The 23,292-nt window shown below is 57.1% G+C and carries 15 protein-coding genes and 1 tRNA gene; 9 read left to right on the forward strand and 7 right to left on the reverse strand.

Annotation, left to right across the window (positions count from 1 at the left end; genetic code table 11):
* Window positions 1–583 precede the first annotated feature (583 nt).
* Window positions 584–3,088 carry a calcium-binding protein gene (locus tag GC127_RS17945; protein WP_151979188.1) on the forward strand — a complete coding sequence of 835 codons (2,505 nt, stop codon included), beginning with the start codon at window positions 584–586 and terminating at the stop codon, window positions 3,086–3,088.
* Between the two features lie 426 nt (window positions 3,089–3,514).
* Here GC127_RS17945 and GC127_RS17950 read toward each other — a convergent pair whose 3' ends face one another.
* Together GC127_RS17950 and GC127_RS17955 are read right to left on the reverse strand one after the other, a co-directional pair.
* Window positions 3,515–5,536 carry a hypothetical protein gene (locus GC127_RS17950; RefSeq protein WP_151979189.1) on the reverse strand — a complete coding sequence of 674 codons (2,022 nt, stop codon included), beginning with the start codon at window positions 5,534–5,536 and terminating at the stop codon, window positions 3,515–3,517.
* A 141-nt stretch (window positions 5,537–5,677) separates the two neighbouring features.
* A complete protein-coding gene (locus tag GC127_RS17955; RefSeq protein ID WP_151979190.1) occupies window positions 5,678–6,904 on the reverse strand; it encodes an acetyl-CoA carboxylase biotin carboxylase subunit family protein in 1,227 nt (408 codons plus the stop codon).
* Window positions 6,905–7,474: 570 nt separating this feature from the next.
* On the opposite strand from GC127_RS17955, the gene GC127_RS17960 reads away from it, so the two are divergent.
* From GC127_RS17960 to GC127_RS17990, 7 genes are all read left to right on the forward strand, one after another.
* A complete protein-coding gene (locus GC127_RS17960; protein ID WP_151979191.1) occupies window positions 7,475–9,670 on the forward strand; it encodes a VWD domain-containing protein in 2,196 nt (731 codons plus the stop codon).
* A gap of 216 nt (window positions 9,671–9,886) precedes the next feature.
* Window positions 9,887–10,774: a LysR family transcriptional regulator gene (locus tag GC127_RS17965; protein ID WP_151979192.1), complete on the forward strand. Its 888-nt coding sequence runs from the start codon at window positions 9,887–9,889 to the stop codon at window positions 10,772–10,774.
* A gap of 91 nt (window positions 10,775–10,865) precedes the next feature.
* Window positions 10,866–11,330 (forward strand): formate dehydrogenase subunit gamma, encoded by a 465-nt coding sequence (locus GC127_RS17970; RefSeq protein WP_008282174.1) that lies wholly within the window; start codon window positions 10,866–10,868, stop codon window positions 11,328–11,330.
* Entirely contained in the window at window positions 11,327–12,835 is a 1,509-nt protein-coding gene (locus GC127_RS17975; RefSeq protein ID WP_151979193.1) for an NADH-quinone oxidoreductase subunit NuoF, read from the forward strand. The genes GC127_RS17970 and GC127_RS17975 overlap by 4 nt, the downstream gene beginning before the upstream one ends.
* A complete protein-coding gene (gene fdhF, locus GC127_RS17980; protein ID WP_151979194.1) occupies window positions 12,832–15,726 on the forward strand; it encodes a formate dehydrogenase subunit alpha in 2,895 nt (964 codons plus the stop codon). Before GC127_RS17975 ends, fdhF begins: the two co-directional genes overlap by 4 nt.
* A 5-nt stretch (window positions 15,727–15,731) precedes the next feature.
* The gene (gene fdhD / locus GC127_RS17985) at window positions 15,732–16,553 is read left to right on the forward strand and encodes a formate dehydrogenase accessory sulfurtransferase FdhD (RefSeq protein ID WP_151979195.1); all 822 of its coding nucleotides are present in this window, start codon (window positions 15,732–15,734) and stop codon (window positions 16,551–16,553) included.
* Window positions 16,543–16,749, forward strand: coding sequence for a formate dehydrogenase subunit delta (locus GC127_RS17990; protein ID WP_008282178.1), 207 nt, complete (start codon window positions 16,543–16,545; stop codon window positions 16,747–16,749). Before fdhD ends, GC127_RS17990 begins: the two co-directional genes overlap by 11 nt.
* 1,400 nt (window positions 16,750–18,149) lie before the next feature.
* Here GC127_RS17990 and GC127_RS17995 read toward each other — a convergent pair.
* The 5 genes from GC127_RS17995 to GC127_RS18010 all read right to left on the reverse strand — a co-directional run bounded on the left by GC127_RS17995 (window position 18,150) and on the right by GC127_RS18010 (window position 22,453).
* On the reverse strand, window positions 18,150–18,809 hold the full coding sequence (locus GC127_RS17995; protein WP_151979196.1) for a hypothetical protein: 660 nt from the start codon (window positions 18,807–18,809) through the stop codon (window positions 18,150–18,152).
* Window position 18,810: 1 nt separating this feature from the next.
* Window positions 18,811–20,103 carry an AAA family ATPase gene (locus tag GC127_RS18000; protein WP_151979197.1) on the reverse strand — a complete coding sequence of 431 codons (1,293 nt, stop codon included), beginning with the start codon at window positions 20,101–20,103 and terminating at the stop codon, window positions 18,811–18,813.
* Window positions 20,104–20,394: 291 nt separating this feature from the next.
* Complete coding sequence (locus tag GC127_RS18005) at window positions 20,395–21,402, reverse strand: tyrosine-type recombinase/integrase (RefSeq protein ID WP_151979198.1); 1,008 nt, start codon at window positions 21,400–21,402, stop codon at window positions 20,395–20,397.
* Entirely contained in the window at window positions 21,389–21,562 is a 174-nt protein-coding gene (locus GC127_RS22890; RefSeq protein WP_199861278.1) for a hypothetical protein, read from the reverse strand. Before GC127_RS22890 ends, GC127_RS18005 begins: the two co-directional genes overlap by 14 nt.
* Before the next feature lie 817 nt (window positions 21,563–22,379).
* A tRNA-Cys gene (locus GC127_RS18010) sits at window positions 22,380–22,453 on the reverse strand.
* A gap of 184 nt (window positions 22,454–22,637) precedes the next feature.
* On the opposite strand from GC127_RS18010, the gene GC127_RS18015 reads away from it, so the two are divergent.
* Window positions 22,638–23,291: a protein-L-isoaspartate O-methyltransferase gene (locus tag GC127_RS18015; RefSeq protein ID WP_008282181.1), complete on the forward strand. Its 654-nt coding sequence runs from the start codon at window positions 22,638–22,640 to the stop codon at window positions 23,289–23,291.
* Window position 23,292: the final 1 nt, after the last annotated feature.

A 23,292-nucleotide genomic window follows, 5' to 3' on the forward strand; every position in this document is an offset into this window, starting at 1 on the left:
CCCTCCCGCAACCAACTTACTTTGAAAATACTGCACTGTTTTTACTACATAAGCAGCCCCATAGATAATTAATAAGCAATTGATTATTAATAATTTATACTGCCGTTGATTATGGTTTTGGCCTACATCGGCTCCGCCATTTCATTTTTATGTGATTGCATTTTAGATATATTCTTGAGTGTCGTGAATGAATGCCACCACCGTTCACGTCCTCAATTGCGCGAAAAATAGGCGCTTTGCTGCCCTAAGTAAGAGCTTGGCTTACAAGGGAAGCAAGAAGCCCCATCAAAGCTGGAGGAATAATTCGGCCTAAGCGCGATGCCATCTTTTAACCACCCGAGCCACCATTTTTGATGCCGATTTTGCGGCATCTGCGGGGGGAGCAGTCTTGGTATTCTCCCACCGCGTTGATCAAAATCAGGCTGCTCATTTTGAAGAACCGTTTCTGAGCGGCAAAGCTTTTCACTGGCAGGTCATTGTTTTCGCCCGACTTCAGCAGGCAAAGATTGACCAGAGAATTTGTAAATCTAAACTCTTTCCAAGGCGCTCCGGAATTTGAATTTTATGCCCGAGAGGAAATATCATGACGCATTTATTTGACTATTCCTCCTCCTCTGTCGGGATCAATCAGTTCACGGGTTATAGCATAAGTAACTTGTTTGGCACCGTTGATGGCACTTTTCTGCCCGCCGAGTTCTGGGACCCTCTGGGCGCTCTTTCAGGTGTGTTAAGCTACCATTTCGTGGAGTTCGATGAAGTAAGAACCGGCAGTTTCCGATTTAACATCGATGCGTTCGGAACATTTTCACAGCAAGTGTCTGGTTCTGGGGATGTTTTTTCCCCCATTTTCTACGCCGACGATCCTGAGTTTTTCGCGTCCGAAGATTTTTTCACCGGAGAGGCACAGTTGACGCTCTTTGGTTTGAGCAGCCAGAGCTACTTGCGCTTCGAAGGGTTGCCGACACTTGAGCGGAGTTTTGGGCCGCTGCCCTCAGCGCCGTTTGCGGATTTTAACGATGCGACAGCATTTGCTGTCTCAGCGGCGGCGCTGGCAAACGCGGAACATCTCGCGAGCTTGCAGGCGTTGCAACCCGCGTCATTAGCCACGGCCATACGGATTGTTGCAGAGAATTTCGGCCCCGACCCGGCTGCGGGGACTGTCCGCCTCGTCTATACACCCGATGTGACCACCAGCCTGACCTTTGCCGATTGGATCGGACTAGATCCATCGGGCTTTAACGATGCCTATGGCGCGCAGCTTGTTGATACGCGTAGCCTTTTCTCAAATGAGGATGTTGAAGTTATTCTGACGGATTTCGACGATTCTCTTAGTGACGCCGGCGGAGGTTTTGCCGCGCGGCGCGTCATGATCAACGCAGGCGGGGGCGATGACATCATCGACATGAGAGGCGACGCGACGAGCGGTGTCTTGCCCTTCGCCCTGACAGTGCCGTCGATTGTGTCCGTTGACGGCGGCGAGGGCAACGACAGTATCTCCTTTGTCGTAAAGGTCTCTGGATTTGTTGATGGGGGCGCAGGCAATGACACGATCTTCGGGTCCAGTCCTTCAGACGGTCTTGCCGCCTTTTTCGAAGCGCATGGCGGAGATGGCGAAGATCAATTCCAAGGGCTTAATAACGGTGCAAATCTGTTCTTTGGCGGAAATGATAATGATCTGTTGATAGGTGGATTTGACTCTGCGGATACGATCCACGGCGGGGCCGGTGATGACAACATCGGTGCAGGGTCATTCTTCAACTTCTCACTGGGCGCAAACATTTACTCCGACGTCGCAAACCTGTTTCATGGTGACGCGGGCAATGACACCCTCTTTGGCGGCAATGGTGCTGACACTCTCCATGGAGGTGATGGAGACGACTATATCTTGCCTCTTCTTGGGGATGACGTTGTCCATGGCGGGGCGGGTCTTGATACTTATTCACTGAGCGTTGGAAACGGCGGATTTGAGGGATCGGATGTCTCTCGCAGCTTTGGGGATAAGGTCATTGTTGATACTGGCGGCATCCTGGAATTCGCTCCATGGATGAGCGTTGACTTCAACACAAATTTGCTGGAACGGCTTGGGAATGACCTTGTGATCGGCACTCTTGGTCAATCCAGCATTCGGCTGGTTGATTTCTACTTTAATCCTACCGGCTGGATTTCAACTTCTGACGACTCAAGAGAAATCGACTTTGCCCGTGCGGCGACACTTTCTGACTCATCACCAGAGGTGCCTGAGGGTGGTGACACGATTACTGGCGGTGACACCGACGACACAATCGCCGGGAGCGAAGGTAACGATGTGCTTGACGGGGGGGCTGGCAATGACCGGATTGCCGCCTCGGACGGCGATGACCTCGTATCGGGCGGCGCTGGCAATGACAGTATCGGCGGTGGTCTGGGAAATGACACGATCGACGGCGGCGATGGGGATGACGTTATCGGTGGTGGTTTTGGGAATGATTCCATTGTCGGTGGCGACGGCCGAGATTTAGTTGCAGGCGGCGCAGGCAACGACACGCTCTCGGGTGGTGCCGGAAATGACAGCATGTCCGGCAGTTTTGGCAACGATCTGATCGACGCAGGTTCAGGGGCGGATGACATCGGCGGCGGCACCGGGCGCGATGCCATCAACGCCGGTGCGGGCAATGACCGTGTTGGCGGCGGCGAGGGCAATGACACTATCTCGGGTGGCAACGGCAATGACTTTCTTGCCGGTGGTGGACGGGACGACATCATCGACGGCGGCACGGGTAATGACACGATCAACGGCGGCGCGGGCAATGACGTGATGACCGGGGGTGCAGATGCGGATCAGTTCGTGTTCAGCGCCTTCTTCGACGGCGAGGCGGATGTCATCACCGATTTCGAAGATGGGATCGACAGCTTCTTCATCCGCCGTTTCGATCCCGATACCGGCGTTGAGAATATCAGCAACGGCGGTAACGGGCTTGCCGGGTTCGTGGCGGCGATGAATATCGTCGACGTGGCGGGCGGCGCGCAGATGACGGTGAATGGCAACACCATCCTCGTCGAAGGCATCACAGCGGCGCAACTGACCGTGGAGGATTTTCAGTTCCTGTAATGGATAAACCCCGCCGGTTTCGGCTGGCGGGAATGTCGAGATGCACGCCTATATGTGGTCGCGTGCCTGCTAATACGCCTGCGTGCGGGAGGTAAATCGCCTTTGTCACCTGCCGAACCACTGGAACTGGATGGACCTGAAAAGCACAATAGGTTCACTGCGGTTCCATCGGTCCAAGCTAGGCTTGGCGATTTTGCAAAATCTCCGGGTCCTCAAAGAACACGCCTTTTAAGGCAACCGCGCAAGCAACGACGTTCTTGTCCGTAACAAGGTTCAGGTCGCTTTCAACGCCAAGGAATGGCTCGTTCGAGCGCGACTCCCTCGACAACTCCATCGAACGTCAGGGGGGTTAAGGCTGGCGCGGGCAATAACGTGGGGGATTTCATCGAGCCAGCGCGCAGCGCAAACTTGGGCCTTTCTGACCCTTCACTCGGGCGGTGTGGGACACAGATCGCCACGGCCAGCGGCCCAGCTTTTCCGGCCTTTGGCTGCGATACTCGCAATCTGATCGTCCGGCACCGGCACTGTTGGACGGGGCGTCAGCCCGTCATCGTGGAACAAGTAGAGCCGCGCGGCAAAATCCTCGAATGGTAGTGAACCTTCGCCGAACCGCTCTCCGCTGCCCTGTGTCGAGACAACGAGACCGTGGCCCCAATCTTGTCCGCTGTCATTGTTGGGATTGAAGAAGTAAACGCGCATCTGCCCTGTTGGGTCCAGACCTACCCGGATTAGTGTGATCGCGTGCCAGCCTACAAAGGTCGCGCCCGAGTCTGTCACGGCGATCCCGGCAGGTTGCGGGTGAATGACTGGTTGGTTGCCATTGTATTGCGGGTGGTAACAGGCGTGAAAGTGGCGCAGGAAATCCTCATAGTGCTTCAATGCGCCTGTGGCGACATCGACGGCTATGTGAAACTCGCGCCCAACCCACCAGCCGTGCAGTTCGGGATTGATCCAGCGATGTGGGTCTTCGGGGCGGCCGAGACATCGGCGGCCCATTTCGGCATAGGCGCGGTCCAGATGCGGTACCAGCAGGACAGAGATGGGATCGGCATCCAGCAGCGCCGACGTCGCAAGGCCGGGCGGTAGGGTCGCGGTGTCGAGTGGTTCGCCCTCGAAATGCAGCACCAGCCTGTCCCTGCGTGCCACCTGTGCGATCAGCCAGAGCAGGTAATCCGGATCGTTCAACGCCCACATCGACAGGGCCCTGGCAGATTGGCAGGTCGGATTGTTTCCCTGACCGACACCAAGGGGTTGGCCCAAGAACATGATGAGCCCTGCAATCAGATGCGTTCGCGCAGGGAGCGCCGTACCGCAGGTTGCCTCCAAAGCGCAGATGCACTCTTCGGTTAGTGGTGTTTCCAACAGGCGCCACAGGGACGGCGCAACGGGAGGGGAATACAGAATGCCCCGTTCCAACATAAGCGCCAGCCCATAGACCGCCTGCGCTGTGCCGGGCTGAATGGCGACATCGACCAAGGCGCGCACCAGCGGCTCATAGCAGCGCAGGGCATCAAGCCCGGTGCTCGACAGGCCCAAGGCGTCAGGGAGCACCTTGGTCTGATCGGCCTCAATTGCCCAACGCAGAAAGCTGGCGTGATAATCTGATACCAACCCCGTGTCGTGCATGGCGCGGGCAAAGGCATAGACCTCCTCCTGAACCGTACGCTCGTCCGCTCGTGACAGTCTGTCGATATAAGCTGGAATGCCCGGGTCCTCTCGGTTCAGGGCGGTCGGACCAAATAAGGCGCTGATCAATCTGTCGGCCCCCCGATGGGCGTCGGCGGTGAGGGCGGTTCCGGTTTGTAAGGCGCTTGCGATCTGCAGGATCATCGCCTTGACGTGATCAACCTGCAAAGGTCGCTGCGCCATGATGCGCCAGATCTCGTCTGTCAGGTGATCCAAGACACCGTCAGTCCCAACCTCTTGCAGCAGATACCGCATCAGCCGGTCAATAGCCGGTGTGAGCGCATTTTGCGCGTGGCGTTGCGCCTCGTCCAGGCCCTGTCCGAGCAGCCGGTCGAGATTGAACGACAGAACCTGCGTAAGAAATTGTTCGGCCTGCGCAGGTGACAGATCAGGCGTCGCATGTTCGCCTTTGGCAACCACAAGAAAGCGTAGCAGGCTCATCGCTTCTAATGCGATCGTCTGCTGGCTGGCCTGTGTCAGGGTATGTTTGACAAGGTTCGGCAGCAGGTACGCCGGACGTCCCCAATCCGTGCCAGAGAACAGCCCAGCCTCGTCCATGAGGCCGGCCCGCTGGCGCAAGGCCGGCAATCCGTCCTCATGCTGCAGAACCGGGCGCGCCGCATCCAACACGCGCAGCGCATGGTTGTTCTTGCCAATACGCGACGCGCTTTGCATACCACAAATCTGCCGGTCGAGCCGGTCAAGAAGCGTTGCAAGCTGTCCAGCGGCGTTCAAATGGGCTGTCATATCGGCTTCGACCATAGCGTCGCCCTTATTCAATTGGCCGGGGCACTGTTTATGCTGCCAACCGTCACTTCAAGGATGCGGCAACCCCAAGGGGTCAACAACGAAAATGCGCGACATCATGGGGGCCACAGCCATCGGCGGGGCCCGCAGCGATCGTCACAGATAGTAATCCAACTCTTCTTGCGCCTTTAGCAAGTCACGCATTTCGACAGCATCCTCGCCATAAAAATACACAAGGCCCCAATGCGTGCCGAACGCCGTTCGCTTGGTTACCTTTTGCGCATGTGGCGGGTTGAGTTCGTGAAAGTCAAAATAGGGATGGCTCTCGGTCTGTGGGGGGATTTCAAGATTGCTGACCACGCGGCGGCGGGGATAGACGCCAAAGCACCCGGCATGGCCTGTCGCATCCGTGACTGGGGTCGGAAAGAAGGCATCAAGCTCGTCCTGCGTTGTCTTGGGATCGAACACCAGAACCAGCGCCTGATACGCGTTGAACCCGTAGGCGCGTTCGAGCAGTTCGAACACGTTGAAGCCCGGCGGGCGATAGGCCACTTCGCCGAAATACATGGTGCCGTCAGAGGTGACGAAATACTCCGGGTGGATGAAACCGAAATCAATATCGAACACGTCAATTAGTTTTTCGATTTCCTGCGTGATACGACCGCGCCACTGCTCCAATTCAGGGGTTGCCGGGACGAAAACGGAATAGCCCAGGGTGACATACTCTGAAATGTTCAAGAACTGGATCTTACCATCCTTGATCCACGCCTCGACTGCGAATTCCCAGCCATCCAGATGGCTTTCCAGAAGCGCCGGAAATTCATCGTCCGAGATGGAGGCCACATCGTCAGCAGTGCGGATCACGCGGTGCCCCAGACACCCCGCCTTGTCGAATGCCTTGAAATGGATCGGATCATTCGGGTCGCCATCCAGTTTCAGCAGTGTCTGGTTCACGCGTCTGAGAAAGCGGATCACATCCGTCTGATCCATGGCTTCCTCAAAGATGCCAACACGGATGCCACCCAACTGCGCGCGGCGTTTCATAAGTGATTTATCGCGGAACAACATGGATTGACCCAACAAGCGCGCGTTTTTCATCAACACAGAGTTAACAGCACCCGCCCACTCGACCGTTTCCTCGAAAAGGGGAATCGCCACGTCGACCCCCATGTCTTTCAGTGTCGTGGCAAGTTCGAAGGAACGGTCGTTGAGCCGCTCAAAATCCCAGGAAACAAACGGTATGTCGTGCTCGACTGCATAGGACTCAGCCCAAGCGGGAGCGACGATTACATACCTACGATCAAATTTTTCGAGCGCGTCAATGCAACGCAAGCTCCAACCTAAAATTGCAACAAACCCTTTGTCCGAATTTTTATCGGTCATCCTAACTCCTTGCTGGTGTGAAGGATGTCTACCTACACTAAAACTCAAAAAAAACAACCCGCGCGGGTATTTGCAAAGCACATGAGACAAATCCTTGCCGGTTTTCCGTGCCACGTGAATTTTGCGATTTTAGGATAAAAGCCCTAAATTATAGCCGTTTCGGAAGCATCAGCATACGCGGGATTACGAAGCGGCGCGCAGGTGACGCCAAGCGCGCGCTCACGCCGCTAATACGGGGTCAACACCCCGGTGCGGGTTGGCGGCGCGACCGGCATCACCCGGGAGGCAGGTGGCGGAATTTTCACACCAGGTTTGGACACGCGCCTCTTGATTTCACGGTTTCGTGAAGACTAAGATTTTCTCATAAGATCAACCAGCATCTCACCGGGCGCTTTTGTGAGTTGTTTCACGCCATCCTCCCGGATGCCTGCAGTGAAGGCAGACATGAATGGGATGGTATCGAGCGCCCGCTGGTTGATTGGTGGAGTGTGTATGTTCGGCTTGGCCCTCTTATGGGCCTCTCTGAACAAGATTTTGCAATAATGCCCAAGTATTGAAATGGAGCTATGAATGTTTCCCGACACATTTGACATAACCAGCGTCGACGATCTGACAGCGCTGAACGGACAATTGCTAACGGCACTGACCTTTCTCGGCGATCAGGATCTGAACAACGCCTTCACCATCAACCCCGAGGCCATCACGGTCGGAGACTACCTTGCCTTGATCGACGCGGCCGAGGCGAGCTTGATCACAACCGACTTCAGCTTTCTTGCGTTCTCAATTCCGACAATCCGCGCGCAACTCGAGGCGATCCTGACGCCAGATAATGTGCCGGATGGGCTGAGCGTACAGCAGGTGATCGACCAGTCCATTGGAGTTCTGGAAGACATCGCGGCAGGCGATTTTGGCCTGCTGACTGTTGGCTTTGACGCGATCCGTGCGGCGCTCGAGGGGGTGCCGCCCGAAACCTTGCTGCTGGATGCGTTCGGTTTCACAGGGCCGGGCAATCCTGATATCATTGATGCCTTTTTGGATCTCTTGCCTCAGTTCTCAACCGATGCTTTCCCCGCTTGGGTCTCTGGCGATCCGCATCTCAAGACTTTGGATGGCGTGGATTACGATTTTCAGGCAGCAGGTGAGTTCGTCCTGTTGCAATCGACCGATGCGCAGGGCTTTGCCTTACAGGCGCGCATGGTGCCGGTGGTCGCGAATGTCAGCGTCAATCAGGCCATTGCCACCAATCTCGACGGCACGGCAGTGATGATTGACGCTGCAGATCCTGATCCGTTGCACGTGAATGGTGCGGTTGTGGCGCTTGCGGATGGGTCCTCTCTTGATGTGGGCGAGGGGCGCATTTACCGGCGCGGCGATGTTTACACCATTGTTTATCCCGGCGCGGATGGTGCGATCGGCAATGGCGACAGTCAGGTTGTCGTGCGGGTGCGAGAGGGGCGGCTTGACCTTGATGTGCGCCTGAACGCCGAACTGCTCGGATCGCTTGAGGGGCTGCTTGGGGATGGGGATGGCAACCCGGACAATGATATTGCGCGGGCCGATGGCACCGTCTTGGCGCGGCCTTTGGTCTTCTCAGAGCTCTATGGCGCGTATCGCGATGATTGGCGGATCAGCAGTCTTGGGGATAGCCTTTTTTCTTACGAGTCCGGCGAGAGCCCGAATGGGTTTTACCAATCGGATTTCCCCGGCGCGATTGTTTCGCTCGATACGCTTGATCCGGAGGTGCTTGCCACTGCGCGCGAGGCGGCACTGGCTGCGGGGTTGCAAGAGGGCAGCGAAGCCTTCGAGAATGCCGTGCTGGATTTCGCGTTGACCGATGACGAAAGTTTCCTGACCTCAGCGCTGGATGTGCCTCTGGCCAGCGTCGGCACAGAATTGGCGGATACCTTGATCGGGAATTCGGGCGATGACGTGCTACGCGGTGAGGGCGGCGATGACGGTGTGTTCGGACAGTCTGGCAATGACATTCTCGACGGCGGGGCGGGCAATGACTCGATCGCCGGGGCGGATGGCAATGACCTAATTTCGGGCGGCCTTGGCAACGACAACATCGGCGGTGGCCTTGGCAATGACACCATTGATGGCGGTGAGGGCGATGACATCATCGGGGCCGGGTTCGGAGACGACTCCGTGACCGGCGGGGCTGGCAATGACGTGGTTGCAGGCGGTGCGGGCGACGACACGCTCGAAGGCGGCGACGGCAACGACAGCATGTCGGGCAGCTTTGGCAATGACCTGATCGACGGTGGCGAGGGTGCGGATGATATCGGCGGCGGCACCGGGCGCGACACGATTGACGCAGGTGCGGGCAATGACAGCGTGGGTGGTGGTGAAGGCGACGACAGCATCCTTGGCGGCGACGGCAATGACTTCCTCGCGGGCGGCGGGCGTAACGACACGATCGACGGCGGCGCGGGCAATGACACAATCAATGCAGGCGCTGGCAACGATGTGATCACCGGCGGAACCGGGGCTGATCAGTTCGTCTTCAGCGCCTTCTTCGACGGCGAGGCCGATGTGATCACCGATTTCGAGGACGGTTTGGACAGTTTCTTCATCCGCCGTTTCGATCCCGATACTGGCGTTGAAAACATCAACAACGGCGGCAATGGTCTGGCGGGGTTCGTCACGGCGATGAATATCGTCGACGTGACGGGCGGCGCGCAGATGACGGTGAATGGCAACACGATCCTCGTCGAAGGCATCACCGCCGCGCAACTCACCGTGGACGATTTCACGTTCCTTTGACGACTATACAAACCCGCCAGCCCAAGCTGGCGGGTTTTTTCTGAACGCAATCTGCGGCGCGACTTTGATGACGTTGCCGCAGTGCTTCCCATGCGCATCTTTAGCCCCGGCTACGCTCCTGCCAGGAGGGATCACAGGCCGCTAGTGCAGGCTTGCGGGTGTGTGTCCATTTGTGGTTTCTATCGAATCTCCTGCATTTCATTCGCTGGGGCAATCATGATCGACAAGCTGGAAATGTTCATCGCGGTCGCGCAAGAGGGGCATTTCGGCCGTGCGGCGGTTCGGATCGGTATCACACAACCGTCGCTCTCAGCCGGGATCAAGCAGCTTGAGGAACAATTGGGCGTGCAGCTCATTTTTCGGGGCTCACGCTATGGTGGGCTGACGCCAGAGGGGCAAGCCACGCTGGTCTGGGCGCGCCGGATCGTTGGCGACGCCCGACAATTGCGCGAAGAGATGCGCGCCAAGCGGCATGGCTTGTCCGGCCAATTGCGCATTGCGGCCATTCCCACTGCGCTGACATGGGCGGCGCGGCTCTGTCATCGGTTCAATGCCAAGCATCCCAAGGTGCGGTTCACGATCCTGTCGCGTACCTCGATCGAGATCCTGTCGATGCTAGATAATCTCGAGATCGACGCGGGCATTTCCTATCTCGACAACGAGCCGATGGGGCGGGTCAGCATGGAACCGCTCTATGAAGAGCGTTACCTTTTGGTCTGTGCCAAAGGCGCACGTTTTGCCGGGCGCGAGCATGTGGGCTGGGCTGAGCTGGCGGGAGAGCCGCTCTGTTTGCTGACGCCCGACATGCAGAACCGCCGCATCATCAACCGCAATTTCGCGGCGGTCGAGGTGACACCCGAGGCGTGGATCGAGTCGAATTCCACAGTTGTCCTGATGGCAACGGTCGAGGCGGGCGGCTGGATGACAGTCTTGCCCGAGGATGCCGCACGCTTCCATGCCAGCGGGAAAAACGTGGACTTGATCCCATTGATCGGCTCGGAACCGGCGCATTCGGTTGGTCTCGTTGCGCCATGGCGCGAACCGCATACGCCCGTTCTGGAAAGCCTATTGCGCGAGGCGCGGCGGTTAGGTGGGGATACTTGATAGGCAATGTCTATCAAGCCACCGTATAGCGATATTGATTTGGCATGGTTAAACCTGATTGACTGGCATCAGCAATCGAAAGAGGCCAGCCATGACCACACCCGCCCCCGACGACATCACCTCGATCCTAGCCGCGCATCGTGATCTGGAAGGTCCGCTTTTGCCGATCCTGCATGCGATGCAGGCTGCCTTTGGATATATCCCCGAGGCGGCGCATCGCCCAATCGCCGAAGCGCTGAACATCAGCCGCGCAGAGCTGCATGGTGTGATCAGTTTCTACCACGATTTCCGTGCCAACCCCGCTGGTCGGCATGTGCTGAAAATCTGCCGCGCCGAGGCCTGTCAGGCGGTGGGTGGTGCTGTGCTGGCCGAAGCGACCTTGGCCAAACTGGGGCTTGCGTGGCATGGCACCACGGCCAATGGCGCAGTCACGGTCGAGCCGGTGTATTGCCTTGGCCTGTGTGCCTGCGCACCTGCGGCCATGCTGGATGACCGCGTTGTGGGCCGGGTGGATGCCGCCCGGATCGATGCCCTTTTGGCGGAGGCGGGCGCATGAAGATTTATGTTCCGATGGATAGCGCCGCCAAGGCGCTTGGCGCCGAAGACGTGGTCTCCGCGCTGCGCGCTGCAGCGCCTGAGGCGCAAATCATTCGCACCGGCACGCGCGGCATGATCTGGCTAGAGCCACTTGTGGAGATCGAGATTGACGGCGTGCGCCATGGCTATGGCCCGGCGACAGTCGGCGATGTTGGAGGTATTCTTGATGGGACGAGCCCCAAAGCTCTTGGCCCGGTCGAACACCTCGACTGGATGAAACGTCAGACGCGGCTGACCTTTGCCCGCACAGGGGTGATCGACCCGCTCGATCTGGAGGATTACGCGGCCCATGGGGGCTTGGTTGGTCTGCGCCGGGCTATCGCGATGGACGCCCATGACATCGTTGCCGAAGTCACAAAATCCGGCCTGCGTGGACGCGGCGGCGCGGGCTTTCCGACCGGGATCAAATGGAAAACGGTGCAGGAGGCGCAAGCGCCGCAGAAATACATCGTCTGCAATGCCGACGAAGGTGACAGTGGCACATTTGCCGACCGGATGATCATGGAAGGAGACCCGTTCAGCCTTGTCGAAGGCATGGCGATTGCGGGGATCGGTGTGGGGGCCACACGCGGCTATGTCTACCTGAGGTCGGAATATCCCGATGCCATCGCGGTGATGTGCCGTGCGGTCGAGATTGCGCGCGGGGCAGGGGTGCTTGGTTCTGATGTGCTGGGGTCTGGCCACGCCTTTGACATGGAAATCCGCGTTGGGGCCGGGGCCTATGTCTGTGGCGAGGAAACCGCGCTGTTGAACTCGCTCGAAGGCAAGCGCGGCGTGGTGCGCGCCAAGCCGCCATTGCCCGCGCTTGAAGGGTTCCTGGGGCGGCCCACGGTGGTGAACAATGTCATCAGCCTGGCCACTGTTCCGGTGATTTTCGAGAGAGGCGCGCAGCATTATGCCGATTTCGGGCTTGGCCGGTCGCGTGGCACTGTGACCCTGCAAATCGCGGGTAATGTGGCGCGCGGGGGGCTATTCGAAACCGCCTTTGGCATCAGCTTGGGTGAGGTGGTCAATGACTTGGGCGGGGGCACCATGACGGGCCGTCCGGTCAAGGCGGTGCAGGTGGGCGGGCCGCTTGGCGCCTATATCCCGGTCAGCAATTTTGATGCCCCGCTTGGCTATGAAGAGTTAGACGCGAAGGGCGGCCTCTTGGGGCATGCCGGGCTGGTTGTGTTCGACGATAGCGCCGACATGCTGCAAATGGCCCGCTTCGCGATGGAATTCTGCGCTGTGGAAAGCTGCGGCAAATGCACCCCTTGCCGGATTGGGGCCGTGCGGGGCGTAGAGACCATCGACCGCATCGCAGCGGGTGACGGAACGGCGATCCCGCTTTTGACCGATCTGTGCGAGACGATGAAAGACGGCTCGCTTTGCGCGCTTGGCGGGTTCACGCCCTTTCCGGTCATGTCCGCACTCACGCATTTTCCGAATGACTTCGCCACCCAGCAGGAGGCCGCCGAATGAAAGATTTCATTATTCCCAAAGACCGCGACATGGGCACGCCCGCCAAAGTGGGAGCCCCGGTGACGTTGGAGATCGACGGTGTTGCCGTAACCGTGCCCGAGGGCACATCGGTGTTGCGCGCAGCGGCCGAGGCGGGGATTTCCATCCCCAAGCTCTGCGCCTCTGATAATCTTGAAGCTTTTGGTTCTTGCCGCCTCTGTGTGGTGGAAATCGAGGGGCGGCGTGGCACGCCTGCGTCCTGCACCACGCCTGTGACGCCGGGCATGGTGGTGCATACCGGATCGTCAAAGGTGCGCAAGATCCGCAAAGGGGTGATGGAGCTCTATATCTCTGATCACCCTCTCGATTGCCTGACTTGCTCTGCCAATGGCGATTGCGAGTTGCAGGATATGGCCGGTGCGGTCGGTCTGCGTGATGTGCGCTACGAGGCCCCCAAGGATGGCGGCATGGTCAACCATTTCGAGGCTCGGAACACGAGCGGCGAGGCCAATCCGGAATGGTTGCCAAAGGACGACAGTAACCCGTATTTCAGCTATGACCCCAGCAAATGCATCGTCTGTAACCGCTGTGTGCGTGCTTGCGAAGAAGTGCAGGGCACATTTGCCCTGACCATTCAGGGCCGTGGCTTTGACAGCCGCGTATCGGCGGGTAATGCGGATGATGATTTCCTCGCCTCTGACTGCGTGAGTTGCGGGGCCTGCGTGCAGGCCTGCCCGACGGCGACTTTGCAGGAGAAATCCATCATCGAACTGGGCACGCCTGATCGCTCGGTTGTCACGACCTGTGCCTATTGCGGCGTTGGCTGTTCGTTCAAGGCCGAGATGAACGGCGACACGCTGGTGCGTATGGTGCCCTATAAACACGGCAAGGCCAATCGCGGGCATTCCTGCGTCAAAGGGCGATTCGCCTATGGGTATGCCCATCACAACGACCGCATCCTAAAGCCTATGATCCGCGAGCGGATCACTGATCCCTGGCAAGAGGTCAGTTGGGAGGAGGCGCTCAGCTTTGCAGCCACCCGTCTGCGCAGCTTGCAGGCGCAATATGGCAAGAAATCTATCGGCGTGATTACCTCAAGCCGCTGCACCAACGAAGAAACCTATCTGGTGCAGAAACTGGCGCGCGCAGTCTTTGGTAACAACAACACCGACACCTGCGCGCGCGTTTGTCATTCCCCTACAGGATATGGCTTGGGCCAGACGTTTGGCACCTCTGCCGGCACGCAGGATTTCGACTCTGTCGAACATACCGATGTGGTGGTGGTGATCGGCGCCAATCCGACCGATGGGCACCCGGTTTTTGCAAGCCGCCTTAAGAAGCGGTTGCGTGCTGGTGCCAAGCTGATCGTGATTGACCCGCGCCGGATTGACCTTGTGAAATCACCGCATATTTCGGCAGCGCATCACCTGCCGCTTCGCCCCGGCACCAATGTGGCGGTGGTCAGCGCGCTTGCGCATGTGATCGTGACCGAGGGGCTGATGGATGAGGACTTCATCCGCGCGCGGTGTGATTGGGATGAATTTCAGCATTACGCCGAATTCATCAGCAACCCGCGCCATTCGCCAGAAGCGACAGCGATGTTGACCGGGGTCGACCCGGCGGAACTGCGCGCCGCGGCCCGGCTTTTCGCGCATGGTGGGAACGGGGCGATTTACTATGGTCTTGGCGTAACCGAACATTCCCAAGGGTCGACCACGGTCATGGGCATTGCCAACCTCGCGATGCTGACTGGCAATATCGGGCGGCCCGGCGTGGGCGTGAACCCGTTGCGCGGGCAAAACAACGTGCAGGGCTCTTGCGACATGGGGTCTTTCCCGCATGAATTGCCCGGCTATCGCCATGTCAAAGGGCCAGAAGTGCGCGCAGTCTTTGAAGAGGCTTGGGGCGTAGAGATTGACGCCGAGCCGGGTTTGCGCATTCCCAACATGCTCGATGCTGCCGTCGATGGGACGTTCAAGGGGCTGTATTGCCAAGGCGAGGATATCCTGCAATCGGACCCCGACACCAAGCATGTGGCGGCGGGTCTGGCTGCGATGGACTGTGTCATCGTGCATGACCTCTTCCTCAACGAGACTGCCAATTACGCGCATGTCTTCCTGCCCGGTTCGACCTTCTTGGAGAAAGACGGGACCTTCACCAATGCCGAGCGCCGCATCAACCGCGTGCGCAAGGTGATCCCGCCACTCAACGGCTATGCGGATTGGGAAATTACCCAGATGCTTGCAAACGCCATGGGGGCAGGGTGGACGTATAGCCACCCGGCGCGGATCATGGAGGAAATCGCCGCAACGACGCCAAGTTTTGCCGGGGTCGACTATGCCCTGCTAGAAGAAAAGGGCAGCGTGCAATGGCCCTGTAACGAAGCACATCCCGAGGGCACGCCGCTGATGCATGTGGATGGGTTCATGCGCGGCAAGGGGCGGTTCATCGTCACCGAATATGTGGCGACTGATGAGAAAACCGGCCCACGGTTCCCGCTGTTGCTGACCACCGGGCGCATCCTCAGTCAGTATAACGTCGGCGCGCAGACACGGCGCACCGCGAATGTGGTCTGGCACGAAGAGGATCTCTTGGAAATCCATCCGCATGATGCCGAGGTGCGGGGTTTGAAAGAGGGCGATTGGGTGCGATTGGCCAGTCGCGCAGGCGAAACCACCCTGCGGGCCATGCTGACAGATCGCGTCAGCCCCGGCGTGGTCTACACCACCTTTCACCATCCGGATACGCAGGCCAATGTCATAACCACCGATTACTCGGACTGGGCCACCAACTGTCCGGAGTACAAGGTGACGGCGGTTCAGGTCAGCCTGTCGAACGGGCCAAGTGATTGGCAAGAGGATTACGCCGCGCAGGCCGCACAGGCGCGGCGCATCCTGCCTGCGGCGGAGTGACGGCGATGGGCTTTTCTCCCACCCAAAGCCGTCCGGGCCTCTCGGTGCAGGGCGAGGGGGCGCGTCGCGTCATCCGCGCTCTGCCCGATGAGGTGCCGGTGGCCTTTGTATTCGATGGCACGACACAAGCCGTGATGATGGCGACGCCAGCGGATATCGCCGATTTCGCCTATGGCTTTGCGGTAACCGAGGGGATCGTGACCACTCAGGCGGACATCGAAGGCTTTGAAATCGCCAAGCATTGTAACGGGATCGAGGCCCGGTTCTGGTTGCGTGGAGACCGGCAAGAGGCGCTTGCAGCGCGGCGGCGCTATATGGCCGGGCCGGTGGGCTGTGGGCTGTGCGGTATCGACAGCCTTGAACAGGCGGTGCGCCCGGTGCCGTCGGTGGCCCATGTCTCTCCTGCGTTTACAGCGCAAGAGATTGCCCGCGCGACCGATGCCCTGAGTGCGTGCCAGCCGCTTCATGATCTGACCCGCGCTACTCATGCTGCGGGGTTTATCCTGCCCGGTGCCGGTGTGGTCATGGCGCGCGAGGACGTGGGGCGGCACAATGCGCTCGACAAACTCATTGGCGCTCTCTGGCGGGCGGACATCGTCCCGGCAGAGGGTGGTATCGTGATGACCAGCCGCCTGTCTGTTGAACTTGTGCAGAAATGCGCGGTCGCGGGTTGCGGCCTGCTGGTCGCGGTCTCTGCGCCCACGGCCCATGCGCTACGGTTAGCCGAGAGCGCAGGGCTTACCCTTGCCGCCTTTGCACGCGGCGGCGGCTTCGATCTCTATTCCCATCCCCATCGCATTCCCCATGAGGTTCCCGATGTCGCCTGAGAAAATGGTCCATATGGTCAACCAGATCGCTACGTTTTTCAAAACCCAGCCGGGCACTGATCAAGCGGCCCGCGTTGCTGCGCATATCCGGGATTTCTGGGAGCCGCGCATGCGCCAGCAACTGCGCGAGTTTGTTGCCACCGGCGGCGAGGGGCTCGATGATATCGCGCTCAAGGCCGCAAGGATGATCGATTAGGCAGTGAAGACGCGAGGAATGGCCTCACGCCCGGGCCAAAATTCGCGCGCGTCAGTCAAGCGCGTCTGACGTGGCCCTGACCGTCCAATGGCGCGCTACCGCCAGCGGCGGCGCGATTTTGACCGGCTATTGCGGTGATCGGGTGCGTGGGCAGAGCAAAGACCGAGGCATGCTGACCACCCGCCAGGGCTGATTTCAGGCATGTCGAGACAGCCGTTTGCCTGATCTGCGACAGAGATTTGCGAACTGAACAAAAACACGGTGTTCATACACGCGGTGCCGCGTTCGTCGTAAATCATATCTGTGCTTGATTTTAAATGGAGGCGAGTAGGAGAATCGAACTCCTGTACACGGATTTGCAAGACTAGGTATCTCTATGTTTTATTTGTCTTATTTGTTTAGATGGCACTCGGATTTTGGCGGAACATAGCATGAATGTTTAGACGGTTTGTGGCGCTCAGAATTGCGCCTTTCAAAGGAAAGGGATTCTTTCTGGTGGTCGAGCGTTGAGCGTGGAAAGGACGCCGCGCTAACGCCAGCGCCGACAAAGCCCTTCCCCAATCATTACATCGGCGATGTCTCTGCCATTCGCCAGCCGACAATTGCCAATCCATCGATCATAGCTTTGCTCGCCTGTGAGGCTGCAGATGACGCGCTCACCTGACACCAATGCGCGCATTCGGCGCGTCGCGGCATCCCCCGCCACACTACCTGTTTCGGCACAGTCCAATGTCGCAATGCGGATGGGGCGCCCTTCAACTTCGATTGTGTCCCCGTCGCGAACATTGGTCACGCGACCACCAGACGAACCGCCAGCGGATGCCGCATGGCCTCCCATGGCTTGACCGCCTAGCTGTATGGCGTTTCCACCATGGAGCGCGCGCGGCAGGCTGCGTTGAGAGGTATCTTGAAGGGGAGCGCCAGTGATTTCTGACCACCAGCGCTGTGGGTGTTCATCGCGCTTGAAATAGGTCCCTAGCACCAAAGTGCTTCCCAACAGCAGGAGTATTAAGATACGCGGCGAAAAAATACGACGAGCGCGCCTCCGTATCCGAAAGGGAATAATGCTCCAATAGTTGCCGTTGCGAAATGCCATGCCTTTAAGTTAAAAGCAAAACTTGGCAATTTCAGGGCGAGTTGCGTCGAGAATGGCGCTGGACTGACCCAAGTTTTCCGGCGGAAAGTACAAGCACTTAGAGCCGGAAGGCGTGTGCAAGAAACACTGGAAAGCGGTAGCGAGACAGCGCGGTTATATGCTGGTTTTCAATAAGTGAGGGAGGGGTCGGCCTTTAGCTGTCGTTCAAGCTTGTGCGATCAAACAACTGCTTTCGGTTGTATTGGTGAAGGCACGTACTTGTCCGTCTAAGATCATGTGCAATAGGCGGACAAAGCAAGGGCCCTTAACCCTCGTTTTTGAGCTCTTGCAAAGACCTTGCAAAATATTGAAAGCTCGGCGATTTATTTTCCTCCACATCCAAGAGTGGAGCGATATCTACAGCCCAGATAGACTTCATCCGACCTACTTCCGGCTTTCCCTTCGCCAGAAGTGCGGTTGACCCGCCTTGATACACAGCGTCAGCTAGAACTTCCCACGTTCCGCAGATGCTGTCTGGCACATAAGTGTCTAATACAAATTGCTTTGCATCAGGATAGGCGGCTTCTACCGCTTCCCTGTGTCCCAACAGCCATGCTTCCCCTTCTTCAATGCAAAGACAAAAACGACCCATTGGTCTCGGATTGCACTGGAAAAGAATCTGACTTAACTCGGCAAGAAAGTCCTTAAAATTGCGATTATCTAAATCACATATGACAACTACGCACGCCCTATAGTTATCGGGATAAGATGCAAACTTCTTTCCGTAGCCAGCAAGTATGCGAGGCAACTGGTTTAAGAGAACACGTTTACTTGGGTCTAGCCTTGGCTGTAGACCCTTTGGAATGTGGCCAATCCCTTTGTAATGAAAGATACTGAACGTGCAGTTGACCGGCAGTATCTTTGGGACGACCTCCTCCAGTACTCTTTTACCAGACTGATCCTCAACAAGAATTTCGTAATGCATATTACTCTTCGTCCAAATAGTCGCTGTACCACAAGCCGCCTAACGGGAGCCCTTCACTTACCAGCTCCTTTACCGCATTAACTTCACTGGCACGCTGGACATATGAAAAACCGTCCTCTCGTTTTCGCAAAATCCAGACTTCTTCGGGATCAAGGGCATCGACCAAATAGGGTTGGTGGGTAGTGACAAATACCTGCGAACCGTTCTTGCGCGTCGACGCGTGCGCTCGAAACTCACCTGCTAGGCTCTCTAAAAGTTTATGGTACAATCCATTTTCGGGCTCCTCGATGCAGAGAAATGGTGGAGGAGATGGATCTTCCAACAACAGTAAGTAAGCAAAGACTTTGAGTGTCCCGTCAGACATTTGTTGTGCATAGAAAGGGTCGTCAAAGCCGCGATCATTGAATCTCAGAAGTAGACGACCATCTGGAGTTTTTTCGGTGTCAATCCTTTCAATTCCGGGAATCTTTTGCGCTATGGATTGGAGAATTGATTGAAATCGGCGAGGGTGTTCTCGTTCCATATACTGTACGACGTTCCCCAGATTATCGCCGTGCATATTCAAACGACGCTGAGGTCCTGCTAGAGGCAGACTTCTTGCTGCGTCTGGCGTGAAGTAACTGAGATACCATCCTTCTATGAACCTGCGAAATGCGGCAATTCTCGGATGTTGCTTCAATGATCCCAAGGTCGCAATACCCAACCGTCTGCTGTCATCGAGTTCAACTAATTCAGTCACATTAGACTCTTCTTCGGTAGCTGCCCTTCGGATGTTTTCAATCAGCTGAAAGATGGGCAATTCAGTAGGGCTATCCTCGAATTGTGCTCCTTCTTCATCGCCTTTCCAAGCGACGCCAGATCCGTTTTCCATGATTAGGAAAGAAAAAGGTCTACCAGTTTTTTGACCTTTTCGTCTCTGACGAAGCCGTTCTTTGGAAACAAAAGGACGTCCTGTTTTGTCTAAATCAATCGCGACTTCATAGGTTATCGGACGAGCATTTCCATCTTCTTTATAGTATACCTCAAACTCAATAGGTCCAAGTTTTCCTTGAGTTCGAAGCCTTGAGAACCCACCTCGCCCACGTGCGTCACATGCTTCCTCCACGCCAAGTTTCAAACAATCTGACAAGAACCCAAAAGCGTCAAACAGAGTGCTTTTCCCTACACCGTTTTTACCGATGACGGCCGTCATCGGAGTAAGTGGTAGATTTTCTCTTTTATTCCATAAGCGGCCAAGCGTTACGTCCTGCAGAGATCTGAAATTCTTCGCTTTAAAACCTTCAATTATTGGCATGTTTGTCCTGCTCTTAGCCTGATTTCTTAAAGCTATGTCCTAACAAGGAGCAAAGCAACTGACATTGGCTAATTGCTCATTCGCTCGGCAGATCAATAGATTCGCACAGAGTAAAACTTTGGCTTGCCACCTCGTGTGGCTACAACTTCGCCTAAAGGTGAAGGAAAGAACAACTGTTCGGCGGAATAGCTGATGTTAGAGCGACGCGCAGCAATTCTCCCTTTTCCACCCCAATTGCATTGCGGGCCAGTCTTAATTATTTTGCCATATTAGGCGGTTACTTCCCGCCTCTCAGGGCCGATGCCGTTCTGTCCGCATCTGCTGCGCCTGAACGGCCCGGATGCGCTGACGGACTTTCTTTGTATAGTGTTGGACCATCGCGGGGCTTTGCCCAGTCACAGCCGCGATCAGGTCGTCACCGCAGCCCGCTTCCAGCAGTTCACAGGCCGCGTTGTAGCGCCAACTGTGAATGTCGTAGGCCACGGCCCCGATTTGCTCTCTGACCTTCCTGACGGCGGCTGACGCGCCTCTGTAGGACCAGCGGTTCGTGCCTTGCTCGTTTGTGAGGATGTAGACCGAGTGGCGGCTGGCGACGTCGAGCGCGGCTTGCAGCTCTGGCAGGATCGGCACCCAGAGCTCTTTCGAGGTTTTACTTTGCCGGACCCAGACAGCACCGTTCTCGATGTTCGACCAGCGCATGGTGAGAACGTCGCCGATCCGCTGGCCCGTGCCAACGCACAGTTCCATGACAAGGCGTTCTCTGGTGCCGAGGGCGCAATGTGCGCGGTAGACGTCGAGAAGCTCGCGCGGCCAAGGCTCACGCTCTGTCTTGGCCGTTTTGATTTCCGGCACGCCTCGGGCTGGGTTGGTTTCCCGCCAGCCCAAGTCAACGCAATGTTCCATGAGAACACGCAACACGCGGAGCGAATAGTTGGCGAAATAGGCTTTCTCGGCGTTGGCATCGCGGAGGCGGATCACGTCCTTGCGCTGCATCTTGGCGGGATTGGCCTCGCCCATAATCTCGCGGAAAAAATCGAGATATTTGTCGTAGTCCAGACCCGTGCGCGGCTTGAGGTTTTTGTATCGTGGTGACTTTCTATAGTGGTCGATCAAAGCGCCAAAATTGCGCGCGACCACTTTGCAGGGCGCGTCTTTTTGCGAGAGGATGCCAGCGTATTCGGTCCAGAATTCCGCCGTTCCAAATTCACTTTGGAACTTTTGCGAGGGCCAGCCGCGCCGCTGGAAGTAAATTCCATTGCTTTGCCTGTAGACGTGCTTGGGAAGCTCACGTTTTGCCATGGCGCATGTCTATCCTGTCGAAATCATCGGAATCATGCTCTGTGGAAAGGACAATCTCAATCTTTTTTCCTTCCACGATGACCCGGCTGACAGACTTGCCCGCATTCTCGAAGGCAGCGAGCAAGCTAAGAGCCGATTGTTCAAGCTTGTTGGGGGCCATGGTCATAGTCCCTTTGAGCCGCGCAGCGCTGTCGCGGAGAGCATGAACAAGTCGATTATCCAGTCAAAGCCCATAGCCGATACCTTTCCCGTTCAGTTCGCGCGCCGGTTCCGGACGAATGGGGGAACCCATGCAAACTGTTCTGAGGTTCAAGCTATGATGGAAAGGGCAGGGGCAGCAAATCGGTGATCACGACTTGGGACCACTAGAGGCATATAGCAACCTGTAACAATTGAAACATTTTGTTACCAAATTTTAGTGTTTTTAGCCACCCCGGTAGACCTGAAGGTCTACGCCTAATCCTTTACATCAACTCGCGTTTCGCTTTGGGACCACTAAAAGGATATATAATCAAGAATGTATATCCCTCCGCGCCCCACCAAGGAAGATGGGGCGCGGCACGGCAATAGCCTAGGAACATGCTCGCAAGCTGTGCGTGTTCCTGGGCGATTGCCTGATGAGAGTTTGTGTGACGCTGGGAGAGCGATTTGACTGACACCCCCGCGCAAGCGCGGAGACCCCCGTCAGTCAAGCGCCTCTGGCGCGGTTCTGAACGTCGAAGTTAGAGCCGCCGCCAGCGGCTTGCGACGTGGTGCCAGTTTCAGCTCGTGCAATTGCTTAGATTGGGAGCGCGCGCGGAGCGAACGCGGAGGCGTGCTGACTACCCATGACCAGCTGATTTCCGAGCTAGTAAGAAGGCTGTTTCCCTGATTTGTAATTGAGCATTTGAGAACGGAACAAAAACAGAATGTTTAGGCAAATGTTTAGACGCGCTTAAGCGCGTTAATCAAAAATCATCTAAGTGATTGATTTTAAATGGAGGCGAGTAGGAGAATCGAACTCCTGTACACGGATTTGCAATCCGCTGCGTCACCACTCCGCCAACTCGCCATTCCGTGTGGTTGGGATGAAATATCTGATCGGGCCGGGTGGTGCAAGTGGGCAATGCAGGCTGAGCAGGGTCAATTTGCAAGGTCGAATTGTCCCGCGCCTCTGGGACCTATAGCCGTTGCCGCCGAACGGGTTCTGTGCGAAAACCGCAAGCGATAGGATTCCGAACGTAAGAGCTTCGATCATGACAGACTATGCCGCGCGGCGCACGATGATGGTGGACACGCAAGTTCGCCCGTCCGATGTGACCAAATTTCCGATCATCGACGCCATGCTGTCGGTCCCGCGTGAGGCGTTTGTTCCCACCGGCCTGCGCGAGGCGGCCTATATGGGCGAAAACCTTGATCTGGGCGAAGGGCGGGTGATGCTTGATCCGCGCACATTGGCCAAGATGCTTGACGCGCTTGAGATCGAGAATGACGATCTCGTGCTCGATATCGGTTCGGGCTATGGATATTCTGCGGCTGTGATCGCGCGCATGGCCGAAGCGGTCGTTGCGGTCGAGGATAAGGCATCTGTGGTCGCTGAGGCGCAGCGCACCCTGTCTGAGCAGGGGGCTGACAATGTGGTTCTGCACGAGGGGCCTTTGGCCGACGGTGCGCCGGAACACGGGCCCTATGACGTAATAACGGTTCAGGGCGCGGTCGAGCATCTGCCCGAGGTTCTGGCGGCGCAACTCAAGGAAGGGGGCCGCATGGCTTGCCTTTTCATGGAGGGTGCGCTTGGGGTGGTGCGGATCGGTTACAAGATCGACGGGCGGATCAATTGGCGCTACGCATTTAATGCGGGTGCGCCGGTGCTGCGCGGATTTGAACGGCACGCGGCCTTTACCCTGTGAG

Source organism: Roseovarius sp. EC-HK134 (assembly GCF_902498815.1).
In the GTDB taxonomy this organism is placed as follows: domain Bacteria; phylum Pseudomonadota; class Alphaproteobacteria; order Rhodobacterales; family Rhodobacteraceae; genus Roseovarius; species Roseovarius mucosus_A.